The organism is Streptomyces endocoffeicus, assembly GCF_016741935.1.
Lineage (GTDB): Bacteria > Actinomycetota > Actinomycetes > Streptomycetales > Streptomycetaceae > Streptomyces > Streptomyces endocoffeicus.
Genome location: NZ_JAERRG010000003.1, coordinates 210,360 through 232,762 on the forward strand (window position 1 = coordinate 210,360; position 22,403 = coordinate 232,762).

Below are 22,403 nucleotides of genomic sequence, written 5' to 3' on the forward strand. Positions count from 1 at the left end.
ACTCAAGGAGAAACAGTGTCGTCTTTCCAGATAGTCGCCCTGATGGTGGTGGCCTACGTCATCCTCATCGCAGCGGTGAGCGTCATCGCCCGTAAGGCCGGCGCGACGTCGGAAGGATTCGTCCGCGGCGGCCGGGTCTTCCCCGCGGTGGTGATCGGCCTGTTCATGGCTTCCGAAGTCGTGGGCACCTCGGCCAGTATCGGGACGGCCCAGGGAGCCTACGTCGACGGTATCTCCGCTGCCTGGAACCTCGGCGCTCTCGGAATCGGGTTCATCGTCTTCGCCGTGCTGTTCGCGAAGCGATTCAAGCAACTCGACGAGGTGACCATCTCCGGCGCCCTGGAACGGGCATACGGAGCGGGCGTGCGGCGAGCGGCTTCGGTGACGATGATCGCGTCGCTCCTCCTGGTGGCCACCGCGGCCTACGTGAGCGGCGGAGCGATGATCTCGGCGCTGCTCGGGATCGACGCCGGCTGGGCCGTTGTGATCGTTGGTGTGCTGTCGAGCGTCTATGTGGTGATCGGCGGTATGCGCTCCGTCATCTACACCAACCTGATCAACGTCATCGTCAAAGTGGCGGGGATCGTAGTCGTCGCGGTGTCCGCGTACTTCGCCGCGGGGGGCTACGAAGGCATCCATGTCTCCTTGCCGTCGCGGATGCTCGACTGGGACGGAGTCGGCTGGAATCAGATGGGTGCCTGGCTCGTCGCGGGCGGCGGCGCCATGTTCGCCACCCAATACGTGGTGCAGGCCATGACCGCGGTCGACGACGAGGGCAAGGCGAGGAACGCGGGCCTGTACACCAGCCTCGTCCTGATCCCTTACGGCGTCCTCGCGGCCTTCATCGGCGTCTGCGCGGCCGTGGTGCACCCCGGCATCGACAGCCTCCAGGCACTTCCGTCCATGGTCGTCGACCTCAGCCCGGTTCTTCAGGGCGTCGCGGTCACCGGACTGATCGCGTCGGTGTTCGGCCTGATATCCGCCCTGACGATCGGCTCTTCCACGCTGTTGCTGAAGGACTTCTACCAGCCATACTTCAATACCTCGGGCGACGAGAGGAAGGCCGTGCGATTCGCCCGGCTCGCCACCCTCGGCTGCGGGCTGATCCCGGTGGCGGCGGCGCTGTTCGCGTCGGACGTGCTCGGCGTGACGTTCCTCGCCAAGGCGCTCCGGGCCTCCCTGGCCGTCTTCGTCGTCCTGATGTTCTACCGGCCGTCGTACGGCTCCCGGCAGGGTGCCGTGGTCTCCCTCTGTCTGTCCCTGCCCGCGGTCGTCGGCTGGTATCTGGCGGGGGACCCCTTCGGCATCGACAACGCCTACATCGCCATCCTGACCCCGCTGTTGGTCATGACGATCGCCCAGCTCAGCGGGCGAGGCACCAAAGCGAGCACACCCATCGCCCACACCCCCGCGACGGCGGCCGCCGCATCGGCCGCCGGCCCGTTCCGGGAAGGGCACGCACGGACCCGGTGAGAACCCTGACGAAGACCGACGAGGAGATGATGGTGTCCACTCTGGTGACCAGCGACATCGACAGCACCGGGGTTGCCCTGGTGACGCTCAACCGTCCCGAGAAGCTGAACACGATGACCGGTGACCTGCTGGAACAGGCCCATAAGGTGTTTTCCGCACTCGCGGAGAACCCGGCGGTCAAGGTAGTGATCCTCACCGGCGCGGGCCGGGGTTTCTGCGCGGGCGGAGACCTGGCCGAGGGCCCCGGGGGCGCGGTCACCGGATCCCTTCGCGGCGCCTCCGCCGCCGCACGGCTGCGCGGCTACATGGAGACGGCCGAGCTCCTGCACTCGATGTCGGCGGTGACGATCTCCGCGATCAACGGTGCCTGCGCGGGGGCCGGACTGTCCTGGGCCTGCGCGACCGATCTGCGGTTCGCCGCGGACCGAGCCCGTTTCAACGCCGCCTTCCGGGGCGCCGGGCTGTCCGGCGACTTCGGCGGGACCTGGACCCTGCCGCGGATCATCGGGATCGGGCGGGCGCGGGAGAAGTACCTGCTGTCCGAGCCGTTCGACGCCCAGGAGGCGCTTCGTATCGGGCTGGTCTCGAAGGTCTGGCCGGCCGAACAGCTCCTGGAACGCGTCCGCGCCGTAGCCGAGGACCTGGCCGCTTCCGCACCGGTGGCCCTGCGCCTGATGAAGCAGAACCTCGTCGAGAGCGAGTACGTCGGCTTCGAGCGGGCGCTGGACAACGAGGCGGTCAGGCACTCCCGCTGTGCCGAGACCCAGGACGCCGCCGAAGCCGCACGGGCATTCCTGGAGAAGCGGCCCGCCGTGTTCGTCGGCGAGTAGGACGACAGGCGCCAAGCCGGCGGCGAGATGCCCTCATCCGCCGCTCACCAGAACGGAGACACCGACCGTGAAGGTCGACTTTCCCACGGATGGTCCAGCCGACCCGGGCCGGCGCGAGCCGGCGGACCGCCTTCCCTTCCAGGGAGTGCGCGTCATGGACGTGTCGGACACCATCGCAGGTCAACTCGCCGCCCGACTGCTCGCCGACCACGGGGCGGCCGTCACTCTGCTGCGCCGCCCGTCTACCCTCGTCGGCGCGTCCCCGGCCATGGACCTGCACCTCAACCACACCAAGTCGGTCCAGCCCTGTCCCACGGGCGGCTGGCAGAGCGCCCTGGGACAGTGCGCGCGGGACGTCGACGTCGTGGTGGTGTCCGACCACGGCGAAGCCGCGATCGCCGCCGGTCTGGCCCCGCACGCACTGGTCGCGGTCGCCACCGACTTCGCCGACCAGGGGCCCTACCGCGACTGGCACGGATCGGAACTCATCCACCAGGCGTTGTCCGGATCCATGCACTACACGGGCCTGGCCGGGCGCCCACCGCTCCACGGCACGGGCAACCGCGCGTACATCGCGGCCGGTCTCTTCCTCTATGTGTCACTCGCGGCGAGGCTGCTCGCTCGTCCGGCCGCCGGAGCCGTCGGAGCCGTCGGAGCAGTCGGATCCACCGGGGAGATCGTGCGGGTCGCGGTGCATGAGGCGGCGGCCGCGATGGAACAGAACTTCGCCGTCCAATGGGCCTACAGCGCGACGATCGCACAGCGCGGCGAGCTGAACCGGCCCAAGGGCCGCATCCGCTGTGCGGACGGTTGGATGACCGTCTTCGCCATGGAGGGCCGGCTGAACGAGTTGCTCACCGCCGTGGGCGCCGACGATCTGGTGGATTCACCGCCGTTCTCCTCGTGGTCCGACTTCATGCGAGACATCCCGTCAGCTTTCGCGCGGATCCAGGAGCGGGCACGAGGCCGTAGCCGGGAGGCCCTCCTCCAGGCCGCGCTGGACCACCGGCTGGTCATGTCCCCGGTCCGCACCCCGACCGAGCTCAGAACCGACCCGCAGCTGCTGAGCAGGGACTTCTGGCGGCACGCCGAATTCCAGGGCCGGAAGCACCTCGTGCTGGGCCCGCTGTGGCGGCCCGCGAGCTATGAGCCGGGCGCCGCGCGCGACACGAGCGGCGGCGTACCGGCCGCCCTCCCCACGCCCGACCGGCCCGCGGGCGGGACGGCGGAACCCGGCGAGCGGCCGTTGCGGGGTACGCGGGTGGTGGACTTCACCACGGCCTGGTCGGGGCCGCTCGCCACCCGCATTCTCGCCCTGCTGGGTGCCGAGGTCCTCAAGGTGGAAAGCGCCTCCAGGATGGACGCCTGGCGAGGGCCCGCCGACGCCCCCACCGCCACCGAGTTCTACCCGAACGGCGAGCCCGGTGACCGCCCGTACAACCGCAACGCGTGGTTCAACGCCCAGAACCTGGACAAGAAGTCGGTGCTGCTGGACCTGAAGACGGACGTCGGCCGCCGGCAGGCCCATGACCTGTGCCGGGAGAGTGATCTGGTGGTCACCAACTTCACCCCGGACACCATGAGCCGTCTGGGGCTCGGCTTCGACACGCTCCGCGAGATCAACCCCTCCCTCGTCATGGTCGAGATGTCGGGTTTCGGCACCACGGGACCGCTCCGGCACCACCGTGCCTACGGACAGACGATGGAGGCCATGGCCGGTATCACCGCACTGATCGGATACGACGAGGAATCCGGACCGCTGGGGTCGGGCTCCGCGTATCTCGATCCCATGGGCGGGTTGGCGGGCGCGGCGGCGGCCATCACCGCGCTGGCGCACCGGGACCGCACACGGCAGGGGCAGTACGTCGAGGTCGCGCAGCGCGAAGCGGCCATGTCCTGGATCGGCGACATCATCCTGGATTCCCTCGCGACGGGGGCCGACCCGGTGCCGCGCGGCAACGCGATCCCCACCGCCTTCCCTCATGACGCGTTCCGTTGCGCAGGCGAGGACCAGTGGATCGCCATCGCCGTGCACACGGCGGACCAGTGGACCGCGCTGTGCTCGGAACTGGGCTGGACCGACTGGGCCCGCGACATGTCGCTGGCGGAAACCACGGCGCGGAAAGCGAAGGCGGAGGAGATAGCGCGGCGCCTGTCGGAGGCGACGCGCGAACACGACAAGACGCGCCTGGCCACGCGTCTCCAGCGGGCCGGCGTCCCCGCCGCGCCCGTGCACAACGGCCGGGACCTGTTCGAGGACCCACAGCTCAGGCAGCGCGGATGGTTCGCCGCCCTGACGCATCCGGAGGCGGGGACACACGAGTACGCGGGCCTGCCCCTGGAAGCGGCGGGACGCATCCTCCAGCCGTCGGCCGCCGCGCCGCTGCTGGGCCAGCACACGGCCGATGTCCTGGAGTCCGTACGTTCGGCATGACCCGGAGCTGCGTTCGGCATGATCCGGAGCTACGTTCGGCATGACCCGGACCCCGGAAGACGGGCCCACCCCGAACGCGGGGTGGGCCCGCTGGGTTTCAGGGAATCCGGAGCCGGACGCCGATGGCTATGCGCCGCTGTGGGCGGCCACGGTTTCCCGGATGTGGGTGGCGATCCGGCGCAGACGGGATTCGGGGAGTCGTGTGATGGGTCCGGCGACGGCGACGGCGGCACGTGCCCGGTCGTCTTCCCACAGGGGCACGGCCGCGCAGGAGATGTCGGGGTGATAGTCGGCCAGGTCCAGGGCGTAGCCGTCGGTGCGGGCCTGCTCCACGCGGCCGGCGGTCCGCCGCCAGGCCGTGGGCCGGTCGGCCGCGAGGTGGTGGCACAGATCGGGTCGGCCGGACAGGAGGGCATGGCCGATGGCGGTGCCGAGCAGAGGTTCGCGGCCACCGATCGGGATGGTCAGCCGCAGCGGGGCCCGTGCTTCCACGGCGTCGAGGCAGAGGTACTGGGCACCGGCCGGGACGGCCAGGTAGCAGGTCTCCCCGATGTCCTGGGTGATCTTCTCCAGAGCGGGGTGGAGACGCTCACGCAGCAGGTCGTCGGCGACTGAGGCGCCGCGGGCGAGGTCGGTGAGGCGGTCGGTGAGGGTGTAGACGCCGCCGCGGGAGGGCTGGGCGACGTATCCGAGCTCCTGGAGTGTGGCCAGCAGGTTGTGAGTAGTGCTGCGGTTCAGCTGGGCGGCATCCGCGATGTCGCTGAGCCGGGCCCCGCCGGGGGCGGCCGCGATGGCCTCCAGGAGCTGGAACGCACGTTGCACCGACTGGATCATTCCTCGCTCCAATTCATCATCGTGGAATCTCGATGGCGATTCTAGCTAACGGATTTGACATGCGAAAACTGGCTCGTACAGTGAAGTCATTCAGTATCGCCAGACAAGAGCCAGCCTTTGTGCTGGCCGATTCAGCATGGAGGAATCGATGATGGAGTCCGTGCAGCGGGTCGTGGAGGAAGTCACCACGGCCGCTCGGCAGCGGGGGGTCGCGGTCAGCGTCGCGGTCGTCGACCAGGCCGGCCACCTCGTGGCCTTCCACCGGATGGACGGCGCGCTGGCCGGGCCGATCGACGTGAGCATCAAAAAGGCCCGCACCGCGGCACTGTTCGGCACCGACAGCGACGTCCTGGGCCAGGGTGCGCGGCCGGGCGGCGCGATCTACACCCTGGAGCACACGAACGGCGGCCTGATCGGCTTCGGTGGCGGTGTGCAGCTGCGCCGGGCGGACCAGGGCATCGGCGCGGTCGGCGTCGCCGGAGCCACGGTGGAGGCCGATGAGGAGCTCGCCCGCCTGGGTGCCGCGGCTCTGCGTTGACCGGCGCGGCCGACGGGCCCGGCCCGTCGGCCGCCCCCGTACGAAGGACTCTTGGATGTTCCGCCTGCTCTCCCTCACCCTCGCCGCCTTCGCCATCGGCATAAGCGAGTTCGTCCTCGTCGGCCTGCTCCCGTCCATCGCCGCCGACGTCCACGCGGACCTCGGCACCGCCGGCCTGTTGGTGACGGTCTACGCCCTGGCCATCACCGTGTTCTCCCCGCTCCTGACGAGTTGGCTGAGCCGCTATGACTCCCGCGCCATGCTCGCCGGCCTCATGACCCTGTTCGCCCTCGGCAACCTCGCCGTCGCCGCCTCCCCGAACCTGACCGGCCTCATGCTCGGCCGCGCCGCCGCCGGGGCCGCCCACGGAACCGTCTTCGCCCTCGGCGCTCCCGTCGCCGCATCGCTGGTCCCCAAGGACAAGGCCGGGCGGGCGATCGCCCTGATGTTCCTCGGCCTGACCGTGGCCATGGTCATCGGCGTCCCCGCCGGCACCGCCATCGGCACGGCCATCGGCTGGCGCGCCACCTTCACCCTCGTCGCCGCGCTCGGTCTGGCCGCCGCTCTCACCCTCTGGGCACTGATCCCCTCCGCCCCCGGCGAACACGGCGTACCCCTGCGCGAACAGGTCGCCCTGCTGGCGCACCGGCCACTCGCGCTCACCTACACCGTCACCGCCCTGGGCTTCGGCGCCACCTTCGCTGTCTTCACCTACCTCGAACCCCTGCTCACCCGGCACGCCGGCTACACCGCGCCGGCGGTCACCTGGATTCTGGTGCTGTTCGGCGCCGCCACCGTGGCCGGGAACCTGGCCGGCGGACGCCTGACCGACCGCCGCGGCGCCGTCCTCACCATCCGCACCGCGCTGACCGGCCTGATCGTGTCCCTGGTCGCGCTCCTGGCCACCCAGAACCACCCGGTCGCCGTCGCGGTCGACATCGCCGTCTGGGGTGTGTTCGCCTTCCTGATCTCTCCCGCGGTGCAGACCCACGCCGTCGCCCTCGCCGCCGTCCGTGGTCCGGGAGCGGAGAAGGCCGCCAGCGGCCTGAATATCGCCGCCTTCAACGCCGGCATCGCCACCGCCTCCTTCGCCGGCGGCCTCGTGCTGGACCACGGCGACCCCGCCCGTACTCCATGGGTGGCCGTCGCCCTCGCCCTGGCCGCGCTCATGGCCACGACGGGCATCGCCGTACGCCATGCCTCGCGGCAGGGCGCGATCTGAAAGCGCTATCTCGAAGGCGTGAGGCTCCCTTGTGTGACCTCTGGGGCCATGCTAGAAAGCGGTTACAGATCCCGAGCCGCCCACTGAGAGCCGCCTGCTCGACCCATCAGGAGCTGCCATGAACACCGTCCCCCAACGTGTGCTGTCGGACGGCGCGTCGATTCCCGCCGTCGGGTTCGGCACCTACCCCCTGTCCGGATCCGATGCGGAGTCGGCGGTGGGCGACGCGATCGCGGCGGGTTACCGACTCATCGACACCGCCGCGAGCTACGGCAACGAGGCCGAGGTCGGCCGGGCCGTCGCCACGAGCGGTGTGCCGCGTGAGGAGGTGTTCCTGATGTCCAAGTTGCGCGGCCGGGACCAGGGGTACGAGCGGACCCTCGCGGCCTTCGCGGAGTCGGCCGCGCGGTTGGGTGTCGATTACGTCGACATCTACCTGATCCACTGGCCCCTGCCCCGCCTGGACGCGTACGCCGACTCATGGCGTGCCATGATCAAGCTCCGTGAGGAGGGGCGGATCCGGTCGATCGGGGTCAGCAACTTCACCCCGGCCCAGCTGGACCGGCTGAGCGAGGAGACCGGGGTGATGCCCTCGGTCAACCAGATCGAACTGCACCCGAACTTCACCCAGCCGGGACAGCGGGACGCCGACGCCGCACGCTCCATCGCCACCATCAGCTGGGGCCCGCTGGGCCGGGGGAGTGGCATTCTGGCCGATCCCGTCGTCACCGGGCTGGCCCGCGCCCACGGTGTGACACCGGCCCAGGTGGTCCTGCGCTGGCACCTCCAGCTGGGCGCGATCCCCATCGCCAAGTCGGCCACGCCCGAGCGCCAGCGCGCCAATCTGGACATCTTCGGCTTCGAGCTGACCGCGGAGGAGGTGGCCGCGCTGAGCGGTCTGGAGCGCGGGCGGCTCGGCGGCGACCCGGACACCTACGAGGAGTTCTGACACCCCGTACAGCAATGCGATGGCGCCGGATCCGCGATCCGGCGCCATCACTCGTATCGGATCAGCGAGCGTCTTCGACGATCATGTCCGAGCCGTACTCGGCGATCATCACGGTCGGCGCCTGGGTGTTGGAACTGACGATACGAGGCATGACCGAGGAGTCCACCACCCGCAGCCCGCGCAACCCGTGCACCCGCAGTCGTGGTGAGACGACCGATGCGTCGGAGACCCCCATGGCACAGGTGCCGACGGGGTGGTACGCGGTCCTCCCGTGTCCGCGTACGAAGGCGATGTAGTCGTCCTTGGTGCGCACCGGACGGCCACCGGCCAGGTGCTCGGCCTTGATGTGGGGTGCCATCGACGGCTGTCCCATGATCTCGCGGCTCTGCCGGACCCCCTCGACCGACATTTCGAGGTCGTGGTCGTCGGCCAGATAGTTGGGGTCGATCAGGGGTGCCCGGCTCGGGTCGGGGCCCGCCACTCGCACCGTGCCACGGCTGCGCGGCCTGAGGAAGTAGGAGTTCAGGGTGCAGCCGTAGCCGCGGCGCACCGCGGCGATCCCCGCCTCGACCCCCGCGGCCGGAAGGAAGTGGAACTGCAGGTCCGGGGTCGGTTCCTGTTCGTTGCCGTAGGCGAAGCCGCCCGCCTCCACGACGGTGGACGCCATCGGTCCGCGACGGAAGGCGGCGTACTGCACGGCGGCTGCCGCCGTGGCGGGCAGGGGCCGCTCGTAGCGGTCCATGCTCTGGTACGAGGTCAGTTCGTAGACGATGTCGAGATCACAGTGGTCCTGGAGGTTCTTGCCCACACCGGGCAGCGCGTGGACGACCTCGATACCGGCCTGCTTCAGGTCCGCCGGGTCGCCGATGCCCGACAACTGGAGGATCTTCGGGGAGCCGAACGCGCCCGCGGCCACGATCACCTCTCGACGGGCGGTGTAGCGCCGTGTCGTACCGCCCTCGACGGTCTCGATCCCGGTGGCCCGGCCGTGGTCGGTGACCACGCGCCTGACCAGGGCGCCCGTCTTGACCACGAGGTTCTCCCGGCCGCGGGCGGGGCGGAGATAACCCACCGCGGCACTGCACCGTCGGGAGTGGCGGGTGGTCGTCTGGTAGAGCCCGACCCCGTACTGCTCGGCGCCGTTGAAGTCGCTGTTGTACGGCAGCCCGAACTCCTGACCGGCCCGTACGAACGCCTTGGACAACGGATGCGGATTGACCAGGTCCGACACCGAGAGCGGGCCTTCGGTACCGTGCAGCGGGCCGGACAGCCGCTCGTTGCGCTCGGACCGCACGAAGTACCTCCGCACCTCCTTGGCGGACCAGCCCTCGCAGCCGTGGACATCCGCCCAGTCGTCGTAGTCCTGGGCGACACCACGGGTGAACACCTGGGCGTTGATCGAGCCACCGCCGCCGATGACCTTGCCCTGGGCCAGGGGTATGCGACGTCCGGCGCAGTGTTCCTGGGGTTCGCTGACGAATCCCCACTGGTAGGGACCGGCGGTGAGCTTGGCGAAGCCGGCCGGTACATGGATGAAGGGGTGCCGGTCCGGACGCCCCGCCTCGAGGAGCAGTACCCGTACGGACGCGTCCGCGCTGAGCCGGCCTGCCAGCACACACCCCGCCGTCCCCCCGCCCGCGATCACATAGTCGAACGAGCCATCCTGTTGTGCCACTACAACACTCCTGGTTTCGGTCTCCGGTGAGCGGCTGCCCCTACCCCTACTGGGCGCCGCCGCGGAAGAACGGTGTGCGCTTGCCCGACCGGATCTGGACGGTCTTCACCTCGGTGAACTCCTCGAACCCGGCCTGCCCCATCTCGCGGCCGTAGCCGCTGCTCCTGACACCACCGCCGGGCAACTGGGGCGCGCCGTCGATGGTGGTGTTCACCCAGACCGTGCCGCTGCGCAGCCGTCGGCCCAGCGCCAGCGCGGTGTCGATGTTCTTGCTCCACACCGAGTTGGCGAGCCCGTACTCGACGGAGTTGGCGAGCTCCACCGCCTCGTCCTCCGTGCGGAACCGGCTGATGGCCAGGACCGGGCCGAAGACCTCCTCGCCGAACAGGCGGGAGGTGGGCGACACCTGGTCGATGATCGTGGGAGCCATGAAGTACCCCGCGCCGAGGCCGTCCGCGGTGAGCCGGGTGCCTCCGGCCACCACCCGGGCCCCCTCGGCGCGGGCGCCGTCCACGGAAGCGAGGACCTTGTCCAGATGAGCGGCGTGGATCAGGGCCCCGATATCGGCGTCCTCGTCGAGCGGCGCTCCCACCCGCAGCGTGCCCACCCGGTCCACCAGTGCCTGGATGAACCGGTCGGCCACGTCCTGGTGAACCAGCAGGCGCGCTCCCGACACACAGCACTCGCCCTGGTTGAACAGCACCCCGAAGAGCACCCCGTCGACGGCGTCCTCGAGATCGGCGTCGGGGAAGACCACGCTGGCCGCCTTGCCGCCGAGCTCCAGCGAGAGCCGCTTGAGGTTGCCCGCGGACGCCTCGATGACGGAGCGTCCCACCGCGGTACTGCCGGTGAACGACAGCACATCCACGTCCCTGGACTCCGCCAAGTGGTGGCCCACGGTCGATCCGGGTCCGGTGACGACGTTGAACACACCGCCCGGAAGACCCGCCTCGGCCGCGAGCTTCGCGATCTCCAGCGTACTGCCCGAGGTCAGCTCGGACGGCTTGCACACGGTGGTGCACCCGGCCGCCAGGGCGAACGGCAGCTTCTGCATGAGCAGCAGCAGCGGAAAGTTCCAGGGAGTGATCATGGCGACCACTCCGCACGGTTCGCGGGTGACCAGCCCGGTGAGGTCCGGCCCGAGATTGGTGTGCACCTGACCGTGGCTGGTCACCGCGAGGGCGGCCGCGTATTCGGTCAGCGCGATGCCGGTGGCGACGTCACCGCGGGCCAGCCGGATGGGCTTGCCCGACTCCTCGGCGTCGATGCGGGCGAGTGACTCCTGGTCGCGGCGAATGAGGGAGGCCAGGGTGCGCAGTACCGCGGCACGCTCCTGCCCCGAGCGGTTCGGCCAGTCGCCCCGGTCGAACGCGCGGCGCGCCGCGGCCACGGCCGCCTGCGCCTGGGCGAGGTCGCCATGGGTGAACCGGGCGACCACCTCCTTGGTGCCGGGGTTCTCGCGGGTGATGAACTCCGCCGACGGCCGGACTTCCGCACCGTCGATGAAGATGCCGTAGCTGCGGACCGGGCGCCCGGTGACCGGGGCTGTCATAGGGCCCTCCTAGAGAGCGTTTACTCAGATCCTGGTGAGCTGGCCGTCACGCTAACAGCGGCGTAAACTGCTAACAAGAGAAACTGCATCGCCAATCCGGGAAACGTTTTCTCACCGAGATCGACCGAGATCGACAGGGCTCCCGTCTTGGGGAGGCCGACATCCGGAAGGCGCGGGCGCACCTCGCGCGCGCGAGGTTGGGTCCGCCGCGACCGGGTGTGCCACGATCTCCGGTGAGGAGCCGGCCGGGTCGGCGGAGCGAGGCAGGCTCCCGGAGCGGGAGCGATGGGGAGGCGTAGGTGAAGGAGCGGCGTCGCGTCACGATCAGGGACGTAGCGGATGCTGCCGGTGTGTCGGTCGCCACGGTGTCACGGGTCATGAGCGGCTCGCTCACGGTCAACCCGGAGATGGCGGAGCGGGTGCGCCGGGCCACGGACGAACTGGAGTACCGGCCCAACGGCGCGGCACAGGGGCTTGCCTCGGGGATGCACCGCAGTGTGGGCGTGGTCCTGCCGGACCTGTCCAACCCCTACTTCCACGGCATCATCAAGGCGACCAACGTGGGTGCGGCCCGCGACCGCTACCGCATGCTCGTCACCGAGTGGCAGGAGCCCGGTGAGGAGCTGGGCGTCTGCCTCGACGTGCTCTCCCGGGTCGATGGCCTCCTGGTGCTCTCCACCCGGATGGAGACCGACAGCCTGCGGGATCTCGCGGCCCGCGGGGTCCCCACGGTGCTGGTCAACCGTGTCGAGCTGGGAGTGGACCTCCCCATGGTCGCGGTGGACAACTTCTCCCCGATGCTCGAGCTGTGCCAGCACCTGGCATCGCTGGGCCACCGCCGTGTGGTCTATCTGGCCGGTTCGCCGAGCGCATGGCAGAACCGCGAGCGCTGGAAGGCGGTGCAGCAGGCACGCATCCTCGGGCTCGACCCGGTCATGGTCGCCTCGGACGCCACCATCGAGGCCGGCTACGAGGCGACCGACGAGGCGCTGGGCCATGATCCGACGGCGCTGATCGCCTTCAACGACCTGGCCGCGCTCGGGGCCATCGCCCGCCTGCGTGAGCTGGGCCTGAAAACGCCCGAGGACATCTCGGTGACCGGCTTCGACGATGTGGCCCTGGCCCGGTACGCCGATCCGGCCCTGACGACCATCGTCAGCCCCAAGACGGCCCTGGGCGAGCAGGCGTGGATGATGCTGGAGGCCAGTCTGCGCGGTGAGCGGCCGGAGCAGCCGCCGCTGCTGTCGGCGACGTTCGTACAGCGTGCTTCCACCGGTCCGGCCAAGGGCTCCGGCGGGTGAAACAGGTGAGGTGAGCGCGGATGGCCGCGGCAGCCGCCGCACCCGGCGGCCGGAACGACGAGACCTTCATGAGCCTGGCCTTCGCCCAGTCTCCGGACGCCCTCGCGCTCTGCGACACCGACCTGTGGCTGGTGCGGACGAATGCCGAGATGGCGCGGGTGCTGGGCCTCTCCGAGGACCGGACGCGCGGGCTGCCGGTGTCGGAGATCGTCCGGCCCGGCGAAGGCGACATGGCGGTCGCGGTCATGCGTCAGGCGCGGGAGAGCGGTGTGGCACAGCGCTTCGAGGCGTCCCCGCGGACCCCGGACGGGAGCCCCCGGCACTTCTGGTCGGTCTCCGCGATCCCCCTGAAGGACCGGGAGGGCCGGGTGCGGGGTGTCTTCCTGACCGCGCGGGACAGCACCGAACAGCACCGCGCCCGGCAGCGGCTGCTGCTGATCAACGAGGCGAGCACCGGTATCGGCTCCACGCTGGACATCACCCGCACCACGCAGGAGCTGGTCGATGTGCTGGTGCCCAGCCTGGGAGACTTCACCTGCGTCGACAGCCTGGTGGCTCTCGAAGGCGGTGAGGAGCCCGGCCCCGGCACTCTGAGCGGTGCGATCACGATGCGGCGCAGAGCACAGCGCTCCATCATCGACGAGGAGCCGATGGTCGACGTCGGGACCATGGCCACCTACCCGGAGTTCACCCCGGCCGCCGAAAGCCTGGCCGCGGGCCGGGGAATCATCTACGAGGTGACGGACGCGGCCTTCGACCGATGGGCGGCCTACGACCCGCCCCGGGCCGAGCGGGCACGCGCCTATGGGACGCATTCGGTGATGGCGGTGCCGATGCGCGCCCGTGGTGTCACCCTCGGCGTCGTGGTGGTCACCCGCCATCGGCGGCCGGAGCCCTTCGGACCGGACGATCTGCTGCTCGCCGAGGAGATCATCGGCAGGGCGGCCGTCTGCGTGGACAACGCGCGCCGCTACACCCGCGAGCGCGGCACCGCCATCGCTCTCCAGCGCAGCCTGCTGCCCCGGCGGCTGCCGTGCCAGTCGGCGGTCGAGGTCGCCTCCCGCTATCTGCCGGCCGGGGAGCTGACCGGCGTGGGCGGCGACTGGTTCGATGTGATCCCGCTGTCGGGCGCCCGGGTGGCACTGGTCGTCGGCGATGTGGTGGGCCACGGCATCCACGCCTCGGCCGGCATGGGCCGTCTGCGGACGGCGGTGCGGACGCTCGCCGACATCGACCTGCCGCCCGACGAGTTGCTCACCCATCTCGACGACCTGGTCACCCGGGTCCCCGAGGCGGCGGCGGACGCCGAGGCGGGCGAGGGTGCCGATGACGACGGAGGCACCGGCGCCACCTGCCTCTACGCGGTCTACGACCCGGTTTCCCGCCGGTGCTGTCTGGCGCGCGCCGGCCATCCGCCACCGGCCGTGGTGGCCCCGGACGGCACCGTCGACTTCATCGATCTTCCTGTCGCCCCGCCGCTCGGACTGGGCGAGCTGCCATACGAGTCCACCGAGGTCGAACTGGCCGAGGGCAGCCTGCTGGCCCTCTACACCAACGGCCTGCTCGGCGCCCGGAGCCGTGACCTCGACAAGGGGCTCGACGCCCTGCGGAACGCGCTCACCCGGCCCGCCGAACCACTGGACGACCTCTGCGACACCGTGCTGGAGGACCTGGTCCCCGATCGCCCCGCCGATGACATCGCCCTGCTCATCGCCCGCCTCCGGGCACTGGACGCCGACCGGGTCGCGTCCTGGGACCTGCCCCCGGACCCCTCGGTCGTCGCCACGGTGCGCGGGGAGGTCGCGGCGCGGCTGGCCGCCTGGGGTCTGGACGAGGCCGTCTTCACCACCGAGCTGGTGGTCAGCGAGCTGGTCACCAATGCCGTCCGGCACGCTCGGACACCCCTCCGGCTGAAGGTGATCCACGACCGCGGCCTGATCTGCGAGGTGACCGATGGCAGCATCACCGCGCCGCATCTGCGCCGTGCCCGCACCTTCGACGAGGGCGGACGCGGCCTGTTTCTGGTGGCCCAGCTCGCCCAGCGCTGGGGGACCCGCTACACCCGCGACGGCAAGACCATCTGGGCGGAGCAGTTCCTTCCCACCGGCTGAGCGCTGACGCCCTCGCGTCCCGGCTCCTTCCGGAAAAGTCTCGTGTTCGGGGTTGACGCGGATTTCCCGTGGGGGCTAGAAAACGGTTACAGGCAAATGAACCACCGCTTGGCCGACGTCGTGCAGCGACGTCGAGCGGGAGCATGATGGGGCTTCATTGGACAAGCCCAGGTGGAGCGATGCGATCGGTCACCTCGGATGGTTCCGTCCGGATGGTTGGCCAGTAAAGGGAAGCGCATCGAGAAAGCGTTTCCTAGGAGGCGGAATGAGTCTGCAAGACAAGGTGTGCGTGGTCACCGGCGGTACCTCGGGGATCGGCCTGGCCACGGTGCGCCTGTTCGCCGGTGCGGGCGCCCGGCAGATCGTGCTGGCCAACGACGAGCGGGAATGCGAGGCCCTCGCCCAGGAGGCCGACGGCCACGGCTGGCCCGTGACCGTCGTGGCCGGGGACGTGGCCAGCCCCGCCGCATGGGATGAGGTGCTCGCCCAGGTGGATCGCCTCGGCGGGGTGGACGTCCTGGTCAACAACGCGGGCTACGGCATCCGGGGAACGGTCCTGGAGACCGACCCGCCCGCCTGGGAGGCCCTGTTCGCCACCAATGTGACCGGTGTCTTCCTCGGCTGCCGGGCGCTCCTGCCACGGATGGTCGCCCAGCGCTCCGGCGCGGTGGTCAACGTCGCCTCGGTGGCCGGGCAGATCGGCATGGCGCGGCGGGCGGCGTACTGCGCCTCCAAATCCGCGGTCCTCGGCCTCACCCGGGCCATGGCGGTGGACCACGCGGCCGCGGGCGTGCGCGTCAACGCGGTGGCGCCCGGCACCACCGACTCCCCGTATTTCGCGAAGATCGAGGCCGATGTGGCGGACCCCGCGGCCTACCGGGCCTATCTGGAAGGGCGCCAGCTGCTCAACCGGCTCGCCGAGCCGAGCGAGATCGCCACGGCCATCGCCTTCCTGGCCGGCGACGCCTCCTCCTTCGCCACCGGATCGGTCGTCACCGTCGACGGAGGGATGAGCGTCGCATGACCGGCACACCCGCGGGTCCCGCCATGATGAGCGCCGCCGAGGCCGCGGCCACCGTTCCCGATGGCGCCACGCTCGCCATGACCGGCTCGGGCGGGGGCATCCTGGAGGCCGACGATGTGCTCGCCGCCATCGAGCGGCGGTTCCTGGCGACCGGCCACCCCCGGAACCTGACCGTCATCCACGGCCTCGGCATCGGGGACGGCCGGAAGACCGGCCTGAACCGGCTGGCCCACGAGGGCCTGGTGCGCCGGGTCATCGGCGGCCACTGGTCCTGGTCCCCGGGTATGCAGGCCCTCGCGGCCTCGGGCGCGATCGAGGCGTACTCGCTGCCCGCCGGGATCATCGCGGCCCTGCTGCGCGAGAGCGGGGCCCGTCGGCCGGGGGTGTTCTCGCAGGTCGGCATCGGCACCTTCGTCGACCCACGGCGCCAGGGCGGACGTCTCAACGATGTCTCGCGCGACGATCTGGTCACGCTTGCCGAGATCGACGGCGTGGAGTACCTGCACTACCGCCCCGTGCACGTCGACATCGGCCTGGTGCGCGGCAGTTCCATGGACGAGCACGGCAACGTCAGCTGCGCCGAGGAGGCCGCTTCCCTGGACAGCCAGGCGGTGGCCGCGGCCGCCCGTGGCTGCGGGGGCCGGATCATCGCGCAGGTCAAGCGCCGGGTCGCGGTCGGTGCCCAGGATCCTCGCACGGTGAGCGTCCCCGGGCCGCTGGTCGACATCGGTGTCCTCAGCCCCGGCCAGTGGCAGACCTACGCGGGGGAGTTCGACCCGGCCTTCAACCAGGCCGCCCCCGTCGGCCGGGCCCGGCCCGCACCCCGGACCGCCGTGCCGGGACCGCGGGACGTCGTCGCCCGCCGGGCCGCGCTGGAGGTGCCGTCCGGGTGCGTGCTCAACGTGGGCTACGGCATGAGCGCCGGTGTCGTCGACGTCCTCGCCGAACAGCACCGGCTGGACGATGTCCACCTGGTCATCGAACAGGGCGCGGTCGGCGGGGTGCCGGAGACCGGCGACCTGTTCGGCCTCAGCCGGTATCCGGCCGCGCTGGTCTCCTCCCTCTCGCAGTTCGACTTCTTCGCCACCGGGATGCTCGATGTCGCGGTCCTGGGCATGGCCGAGGCCGACCGGTACGGCAACGTCAACGTCAGCAAGGTGGGCCCCTCGGTCGTCGGGCCGGGCGGCTTCATCGACATCGCCCACGCCGCGAGCACGGTCGTGTTCTGCGGCACCTTCACCGCGCGCGGGCTGCGCGCGGGGGTGACACCGGGCGCACTGCTCATCTCCGCCGAGGGGCGGGTGCGCAAGTTCGTCCACGAGGTCTCGCACGTCACCTTCGACGCCGCCGCGGCGCGGCGCCGGGGACAGCGCGCCCTCTACGTCACCGAACGGGCCGTCTTCGAGCTGCGCGACGAAGGCCCCGTACTGATCGAGATCGCACCGGGCATCGACCTGAACCGCGATGTCCTCGGCCACATGGACTTCGAGCCCGTACTCGACCCGTCGCCGCGCCGGATGCCCCCCGACGTCTTCACCGCCTGAGCCCATGAGCGGCACCGGCCGCCCCCACTCCCTGGAGGACCCCCTCATGTCACCGCGTCAGACCGCCGACACCGCCCCGGAGCGCGACGCTCTCATCGCCATGGTGCGGGACTTCGCGGCGAAGGAGATCACCCCCGTCGTCGAGGAGCTCGACAGCACCGAGCGCTTCCCCGAGGAGATCTACGCCCGGATGGGCGAACTGGGACTGATGGGCATCACCGTCCCCGAGCGCGACGGCGGGGCCGGTGGCCTGGTGGCCGACTACATCGCGGTGATGGAGGAGCTGTCCTACGGCTACGCCAGCGTCGCCGACCAGTGCGGCCTGGTGGAACTGGTCGGCTCACTGCTGACCGGCTACGGCACCCAGGAGCAGAAGGACCGGTATCTCCCCGGCATCATCAGCGGCCGGACCCGCTGCGCCTACGCGCTGACCGAGCCCGGCGCCGGATCCGACCTCGGAAACCTGGCCACCCGCGCCCGCCGGGACGGCGCGGACTGGGTGCTGAACGGCGAGAAGATCTACATCCACAACGCACCGGTGGCCGATGTGGCGCTGGTCCTGGCGGTCACCGACCCCGGCAAGCGCAAGCGCGGCGGCATGTCGATGTTCCTGGTCGACGTGGACACCCCCGGTGTCGAACGCGGCTACCGCGAGAAGAAGATGGGCCAGAAGGCGTCCCCGGTCGGCGGCTTCGTCTTCACCGACGTCCGGCTTCCCCCGACCGCGCTGCTCGGGGAGGAGGGCAGCGGCTTCGGCGCGGTGCTCTCGGTACTGGAGAAGGGCCGGCTGGGGATCGGCGCGCTGGCCAACGGCATCTCGCGGGCAGCGCTCGACACCGCGAGCGAGCACGCCGTCAGCCGCCACCAGTTCGGCCGGCCGCTGTCCGACTTCCAGTCCGTGGCGTTCCAGCTCGCCGACATGGCGGTGGACCACCAGGCGGCGAGGCTGCTCCTGGAACACGCGGCCGGACTGCTGGACACCGGCCGCCCGGCGGGCCCCGCCTGCTCGATGGCCAAGCTGTTCGCCTCCGAGGCGAGCGTCCGCACCACCTCCCGGGCCGTCCAGATCCTCGGCGGCGGCGGATACATCCGCGGTGTGCCGGCCGAGCGCCTCTACCGGGACGCCCGCATCACCACGATCTACGAAGGCACCAGCGAGGTGCAACGCCTCATCATCAGCCGCGATCTCGTGCGCCGCCGCGGGTAGCGGGACGCCGCCACGGCCCCTGACGCGCCCGGCGGCTCGTACCAACAGGAGGACGTACCATGCACCATCCCCGATCCGCCGTGATCAGCGGATCCCTGACCGCTCTGCTCGCCACGTCCCTCAGCGCCTGCGGCGCGGTGGACAGCGGATCGGCCGCGGGCGACTCCGGCCGGTGCAAACCGTCGGATGTCACCCTCGTCCAGTCCGGACGGGGACTGGAGAACGAGTACTACGTGGCCGTCAACGCCGGGGCCCGTGCCTTCGCGGCATCGCACCATCCGCGCCGCTACCAGTGGATCGCCAGCAACGGCGACTCGTCCAAGCAACTCAGTCAGATCCAGTCGATCCTGGCCAAGGGCGGCAAGTGCGTCGTACTCAACGTCGACCCCAATGAGTCCTCGGTGCTGCCGGCGATCGTCAAGGCGGTCGACAAGTCCGGGGCGTGGCTGGTCACGCAGTGGAACCGGCCCGACGGCCTGGCCCCGGAGAGCGAGTCCCCGCACTGGGTCGCCCATATGTCGGTCGACGGTGTTCCCCAGGGATACGAGACGGCGAAGGCCCTGTTCAGGGCGATGGGCGGAAAGGGCTCGATCGTGGCCCTCCAGGGAATCCTCGACAACGCGCCCGCCCAGGAGCGTTTCCGGGGGCTGAAGAAGGCGCTGAAGGAGTACCCCGGCATCAAGCTGCTCGGCGACCAGACCGCCGGATGGGACCGCACCAAGGCACAGAACGTCACCCAGACCTATCTGACGAAGTACGGGCACAAGATCGGTGGCATCTGGGCCGCCAGCGACTCCATGGGCCTGGGCGCGCTGGGCGCGGTCAAGAACGCGGGCCGGAAGGGCAAGGTCAAGATCGCGTCGATCGACGGTCTGGCCGAAACGGTGCACGACGTACGCGACCCGTCCACCGGCTACGTCGCCACGACCCCCTCCACCGGAGCGGCCCAGGGCGGCCTCGGGATGTCGATCGGGTACGCGGCCGCCACCGGCCGGATCAACCCCGCCAAGGAACCGCGGGGCCACCGGTCGTTCTATCTCAAGCCGCTGCCCGTCATCACCCGGGCCAACGCGTCCTCGGTTCCGGCCCCCACGGACACCACGAAGCTCGACTTCACGCATCTGTGGTCACAGAACGGCAGGCCGATCAAGTGAAGCTGACACTCGCACCCGCCGACCACCACGACCCCCGGGCCCCCGGGCGGACCGCGGGCAAGCCGTCGCGACCGGGGCGGGCCTCGCTCGGCTCGCACACCATCCCCACACCGGCTCTGGCCGTGCTCGCGCTCATCGCCGCCGTCATGAGCTTCGTCAACCCCTCGTTCCTCTCCCCGGGAAACCTGGGCGCGGTGGCCGAGCAGAGCGCCGTCCCCGCGGTGCTGGCGGTCGGTCTGACCTTCGTCATCCTCATGGGAGGCATCGACCTCTCGCTCGAGGGCACCATGGCGGCGGCATCCCTGACCACCGCACTCCTGGTCGCCAACGACCGCAACACGATGGACCTCGGCCTCTGGGCCATCGCGGCCGGATGCGCGGTCGGGGCGCTGATCGGACTGGTCGCCGGCGCCACCGTGGGACTGCTGCGCGTCCCGTCCTTCATCGTCACCATCGGCACCTGGCAGATCGGCCTGGGCATAGCCCAACTGCTGTTCGGAGACACTCCGCCCCGGGTGACCGACGAGTCCTTCCGGGCGCTCGCGGAGCACAAGACGGCCGGTCTCCCCGGCATCGTGTGGATCGCCCTGCTGGTCGTGGCCGTCGGCTGGACGCTGCAGCGCTATACGCGCTTCGGCCGCTACGCCTACGTCATCGGCGGCAGCGAGGAGACCGCGCTGCTCTCCGGGGTCCCGGTACGCGCCTACCGGGCGGCCGCCTTCGTCCTCGCGGGTGCCACCGCGGGACTGGCCTCGGCGATGGCCACCGCCCGGTCCGGTGTCGGCGACGTCGGCATCGGGACCGGTCTGCTGTTCACCACCATCGCCGGCGTGGTCATCGGCGGGACCCTCCTGACCGGTGGCCGCGGCGGAGTGCTGCACTCACTGGTCGGGGTGGTCGTGATGGTGGCCATCGCCAACGCCATGGTCCTGGCCGGTGTCAGCTCCTACATCCAGCAAACCGTCCAGGGAGCCGTCGTGGTGACCGCGGCGAGCCTCACCCTGTGGCGCGCCCGGCAACGTCTGAGGGTGATCAAGTGAATGGCACACCGGTCATGGAACTGCGCGGGGCGACGAAGTCGTTCCCCGGTGTCCGTGCCCTGAGCGACGTCCACGTGGAGGTCCGGCAGCACGAGGTGCTGGGCCTGATCGGGGAGAACGGCGCGGGCAAGTCGACGCTGCTGAAGGTCCTGTGCGGGCTCCAGCGGCTCGACTCGGGCTCCCTGCTGCTGCGCGGCTCGGAGGCCGTCTTCCAGGGAGTGGCCGACGCGAACCGGAACGGTGTCGCGATGGTGTTCCAGGAGCAGTCCCTGCTGGAGAACATCACGGTCGCCGAGAACGTCCTGCTCGGCAACGAGGGGCCGTCGGTGCGGTTCGGGCTCTACCGGTGGTCGGATCTGAACCGGCGCGCCCAGCGGTATCTGGACCTGGTGGGCGGCTCCCTGCGCGCCGCCACACCGACCGGCCGGCTGTCCTTCGCCAAGCGGCAGATGGTCGAGGTGGCCAAGGCGCTCGCCTCGGGCGAGCGCGGCCACCACGAACCGGTCATCCTCCTCGACGAGCCGACCTCGGTCCTGGAGCACTCCGAGATAGAGACCCTCTTCTCCATCGTCCGCGAGCTGCGCGAGCGCGCCAGCGTCGTCTTCGTCTCCCACCGCATGGAGGAGGTGCTGGCGATCTGCGACCGGGTCTACGTCATGCGGGACGGCGGTGTGGTCGGCGAGTGCCGCCCGGCCGATGTCACCACCGACCAGCTCTTCTCGATGATGGTCGGGCAGGATCTCAGCGCCGGCTACTACCACGAGTCGGACCAGCGGCCCGCACAGTCCCGGCCGCGGCTCGAGCTGACCGACCTCACCGGCACGGCCTTCCACGACGTCTCCCTCACCATCGCGCGCGGCGAGGTGGTGAGCCTGATGGGTGTCCAGGAGAGTGGCCGGGAGGACGTGGCCCGCGCCATTTTCGGGGCCGTCCCGGTGAAGTCGGGCACCATCACGCTCGACGGACGGCGCATCAGGCCCAGGTCTCCGGCGCACGCGGTGCGGGCGGGCATCGGCTATGTGCCCTCCGAGCGCAAGGTGGACGGAGCGGTGCTCGGTATGGACGTCCGGGAGAACCTCACCCTCGCCCACCCCGGGCAGGTGAGCCGGGGCCCGCTCCTGGATCCGGCCCGCGAGCGGCGCACGGTCCAGGAGTGGATCGGGGACCTGCGGGTGCGCACCCCCTCCCAGCACACCCCGCTGCGCGACCTGTCGGGCGGCAACCAGCAGAAGGTCGTGCTCGCCAAGTGGCTCCTCGACCCCGAGCTTCGGGTGCTGGTCCTCGACACCCCCACCCGGGGGCTCGACGTCGGCGCCAAGGCGGATGTGTACGCGCTGATCCGGCGGCTCGCCGCGCGCGGTCTGGCCGTCCTGTTGCTCGCGGACACTCTCGACGAGGGGATAGCGATGAGCCACCGGGTCCTGACCATGAAGGACGGCCGCATCACGGACGAGTTCACCTCCGGTGTGGGCGCCCGGCCGCAGCGCACCGACGTCCTCGAAAGGATGGTCTGAG

17 protein-coding genes are annotated in these 22,403 nt (G+C 70.6%); 14 read left to right on the forward strand and 3 right to left on the reverse strand.

Annotation, left to right across the window (positions count from 1 at the left end):
- The first annotated feature begins 15 nt into the window (after nt 1-15).
- From JK364_RS11045 to JK364_RS11055, 3 genes are all read left to right on the forward strand, one after another.
- On the forward strand, nt 16-1,473 hold the full coding sequence (locus JK364_RS11045; RefSeq protein ID WP_201850165.1) for a sodium:solute symporter family protein: 1,458 nt from the start codon (nt 16-18) through the stop codon (nt 1,471-1,473).
- Nucleotides 1,470-2,303 carry an enoyl-CoA hydratase/isomerase family protein gene (locus JK364_RS11050; RefSeq protein WP_201850167.1) on the forward strand — a complete coding sequence of 278 codons (834 nt, stop codon included), beginning with the start codon at nt 1,470-1,472 and terminating at the stop codon, nt 2,301-2,303. The genes JK364_RS11045 and JK364_RS11050 overlap by 4 nt, the downstream gene beginning before the upstream one ends.
- Before the next feature lie 145 nt (nt 2,304-2,448).
- Nucleotides 2,449-4,737 (forward strand): CaiB/BaiF CoA-transferase family protein, encoded by a 2,289-nt coding sequence (locus JK364_RS11055; RefSeq protein WP_307841247.1) that lies wholly within the window; start codon nt 2,449-2,451, stop codon nt 4,735-4,737.
- 126 nt (nt 4,738-4,863) lie between these two features.
- Here the strand turns inward: JK364_RS11055 and JK364_RS11060 are convergent, their stop codons facing one another.
- Entirely contained in the window at nt 4,864-5,571 is a 708-nt protein-coding gene (locus JK364_RS11060; RefSeq protein WP_201850171.1) for an IclR family transcriptional regulator, read from the reverse strand.
- A 148-nt stretch (nt 5,572-5,719) separates the two neighbouring features.
- On the opposite strand from JK364_RS11060, the gene JK364_RS11065 reads away from it, so the two are divergent.
- The 3 genes from JK364_RS11065 (at nt 5,720) to JK364_RS11075 (ending at nt 8,280) form a co-directional block, all read left to right on the forward strand.
- Entirely contained in the window at nt 5,720-6,109 is a 390-nt protein-coding gene (locus tag JK364_RS11065) for a GlcG/HbpS family heme-binding protein (protein WP_201850173.1), read from the forward strand.
- A gap of 55 nt (nt 6,110-6,164) precedes the next feature.
- Nucleotides 6,165-7,331 (forward strand): MFS transporter, encoded by a 1,167-nt coding sequence (locus JK364_RS11070; protein ID WP_201850174.1) that lies wholly within the window; start codon nt 6,165-6,167, stop codon nt 7,329-7,331.
- Nucleotides 7,332-7,449: 118 nt separating this feature from the next.
- The gene (locus JK364_RS11075; RefSeq protein ID WP_201850176.1) at nt 7,450-8,280 is read left to right on the forward strand and encodes an aldo/keto reductase; all 831 of its coding nucleotides are present in this window, start codon (nt 7,450-7,452) and stop codon (nt 8,278-8,280) included.
- 61 nt (nt 8,281-8,341) lie between these two features.
- On the opposite strand, the gene JK364_RS57520 is transcribed toward JK364_RS11075, so the two are convergent.
- Nucleotides 8,342-9,955, reverse strand: coding sequence for a GMC family oxidoreductase (locus JK364_RS57520; protein ID WP_201850178.1), 1,614 nt, complete (start codon nt 9,953-9,955; stop codon nt 8,342-8,344).
- Nucleotides 9,956-10,001: 46 nt separating this feature from the next.
- A complete protein-coding gene (locus JK364_RS11085) occupies nt 10,002-11,507 on the reverse strand; it encodes an aldehyde dehydrogenase family protein (RefSeq protein WP_201850180.1) in 1,506 nt (501 codons plus the stop codon).
- Between the two features lie 299 nt (nt 11,508-11,806).
- Here JK364_RS11085 and JK364_RS11090 point away from each other — a divergent pair, with 299 nt between their 5' ends.
- The 8 genes from JK364_RS11090 (at nt 11,807) to JK364_RS11125 (ending at nt 22,402) form a co-directional block, all read left to right on the forward strand.
- Entirely contained in the window at nt 11,807-12,808 is a 1,002-nt protein-coding gene (locus JK364_RS11090) for a LacI family DNA-binding transcriptional regulator (RefSeq protein WP_307841226.1), read from the forward strand.
- 20 nt (nt 12,809-12,828) lie between these two features.
- Entirely contained in the window at nt 12,829-14,919 is a 2,091-nt protein-coding gene (locus tag JK364_RS11095; protein WP_201850184.1) for a SpoIIE family protein phosphatase, read from the forward strand.
- Between the two features lie 265 nt (nt 14,920-15,184).
- Nucleotides 15,185-15,943: an SDR family NAD(P)-dependent oxidoreductase gene (locus tag JK364_RS11100; RefSeq protein ID WP_201850186.1), complete on the forward strand. Its 759-nt coding sequence runs from the start codon at nt 15,185-15,187 to the stop codon at nt 15,941-15,943.
- Nucleotides 15,940-17,487 (forward strand): acyl CoA:acetate/3-ketoacid CoA transferase, encoded by a 1,548-nt coding sequence (locus JK364_RS11105; protein WP_201850188.1) that lies wholly within the window; start codon nt 15,940-15,942, stop codon nt 17,485-17,487. The genes JK364_RS11100 and JK364_RS11105 overlap by 4 nt, the downstream gene beginning before the upstream one ends.
- Nucleotides 17,488-17,533: 46 nt before the next feature.
- Nucleotides 17,534-18,694, forward strand: a complete 1,161-nt coding sequence (locus JK364_RS11110) for an acyl-CoA dehydrogenase family protein (RefSeq protein WP_201850190.1) — start codon at nt 17,534-17,536, stop codon at nt 18,692-18,694.
- Nucleotides 18,695-18,753: 59 nt separating this feature from the next.
- Nucleotides 18,754-19,848, forward strand: a complete 1,095-nt coding sequence (locus tag JK364_RS11115) for a sugar ABC transporter substrate-binding protein (RefSeq protein ID WP_201850192.1) — start codon at nt 18,754-18,756, stop codon at nt 19,846-19,848.
- Nucleotides 19,845-20,888, forward strand: coding sequence for an ABC transporter permease (locus JK364_RS11120; RefSeq protein WP_201850194.1), 1,044 nt, complete (start codon nt 19,845-19,847; stop codon nt 20,886-20,888). The genes JK364_RS11115 and JK364_RS11120 overlap by 4 nt, the downstream gene beginning before the upstream one ends.
- Entirely contained in the window at nt 20,885-22,402 is a 1,518-nt protein-coding gene (locus tag JK364_RS11125) for a sugar ABC transporter ATP-binding protein (RefSeq protein WP_201850196.1), read from the forward strand. The genes JK364_RS11120 and JK364_RS11125 overlap by 4 nt, the downstream gene beginning before the upstream one ends.
- The last annotated feature ends 1 nt before the right edge of the window (nt 22,403 follow it).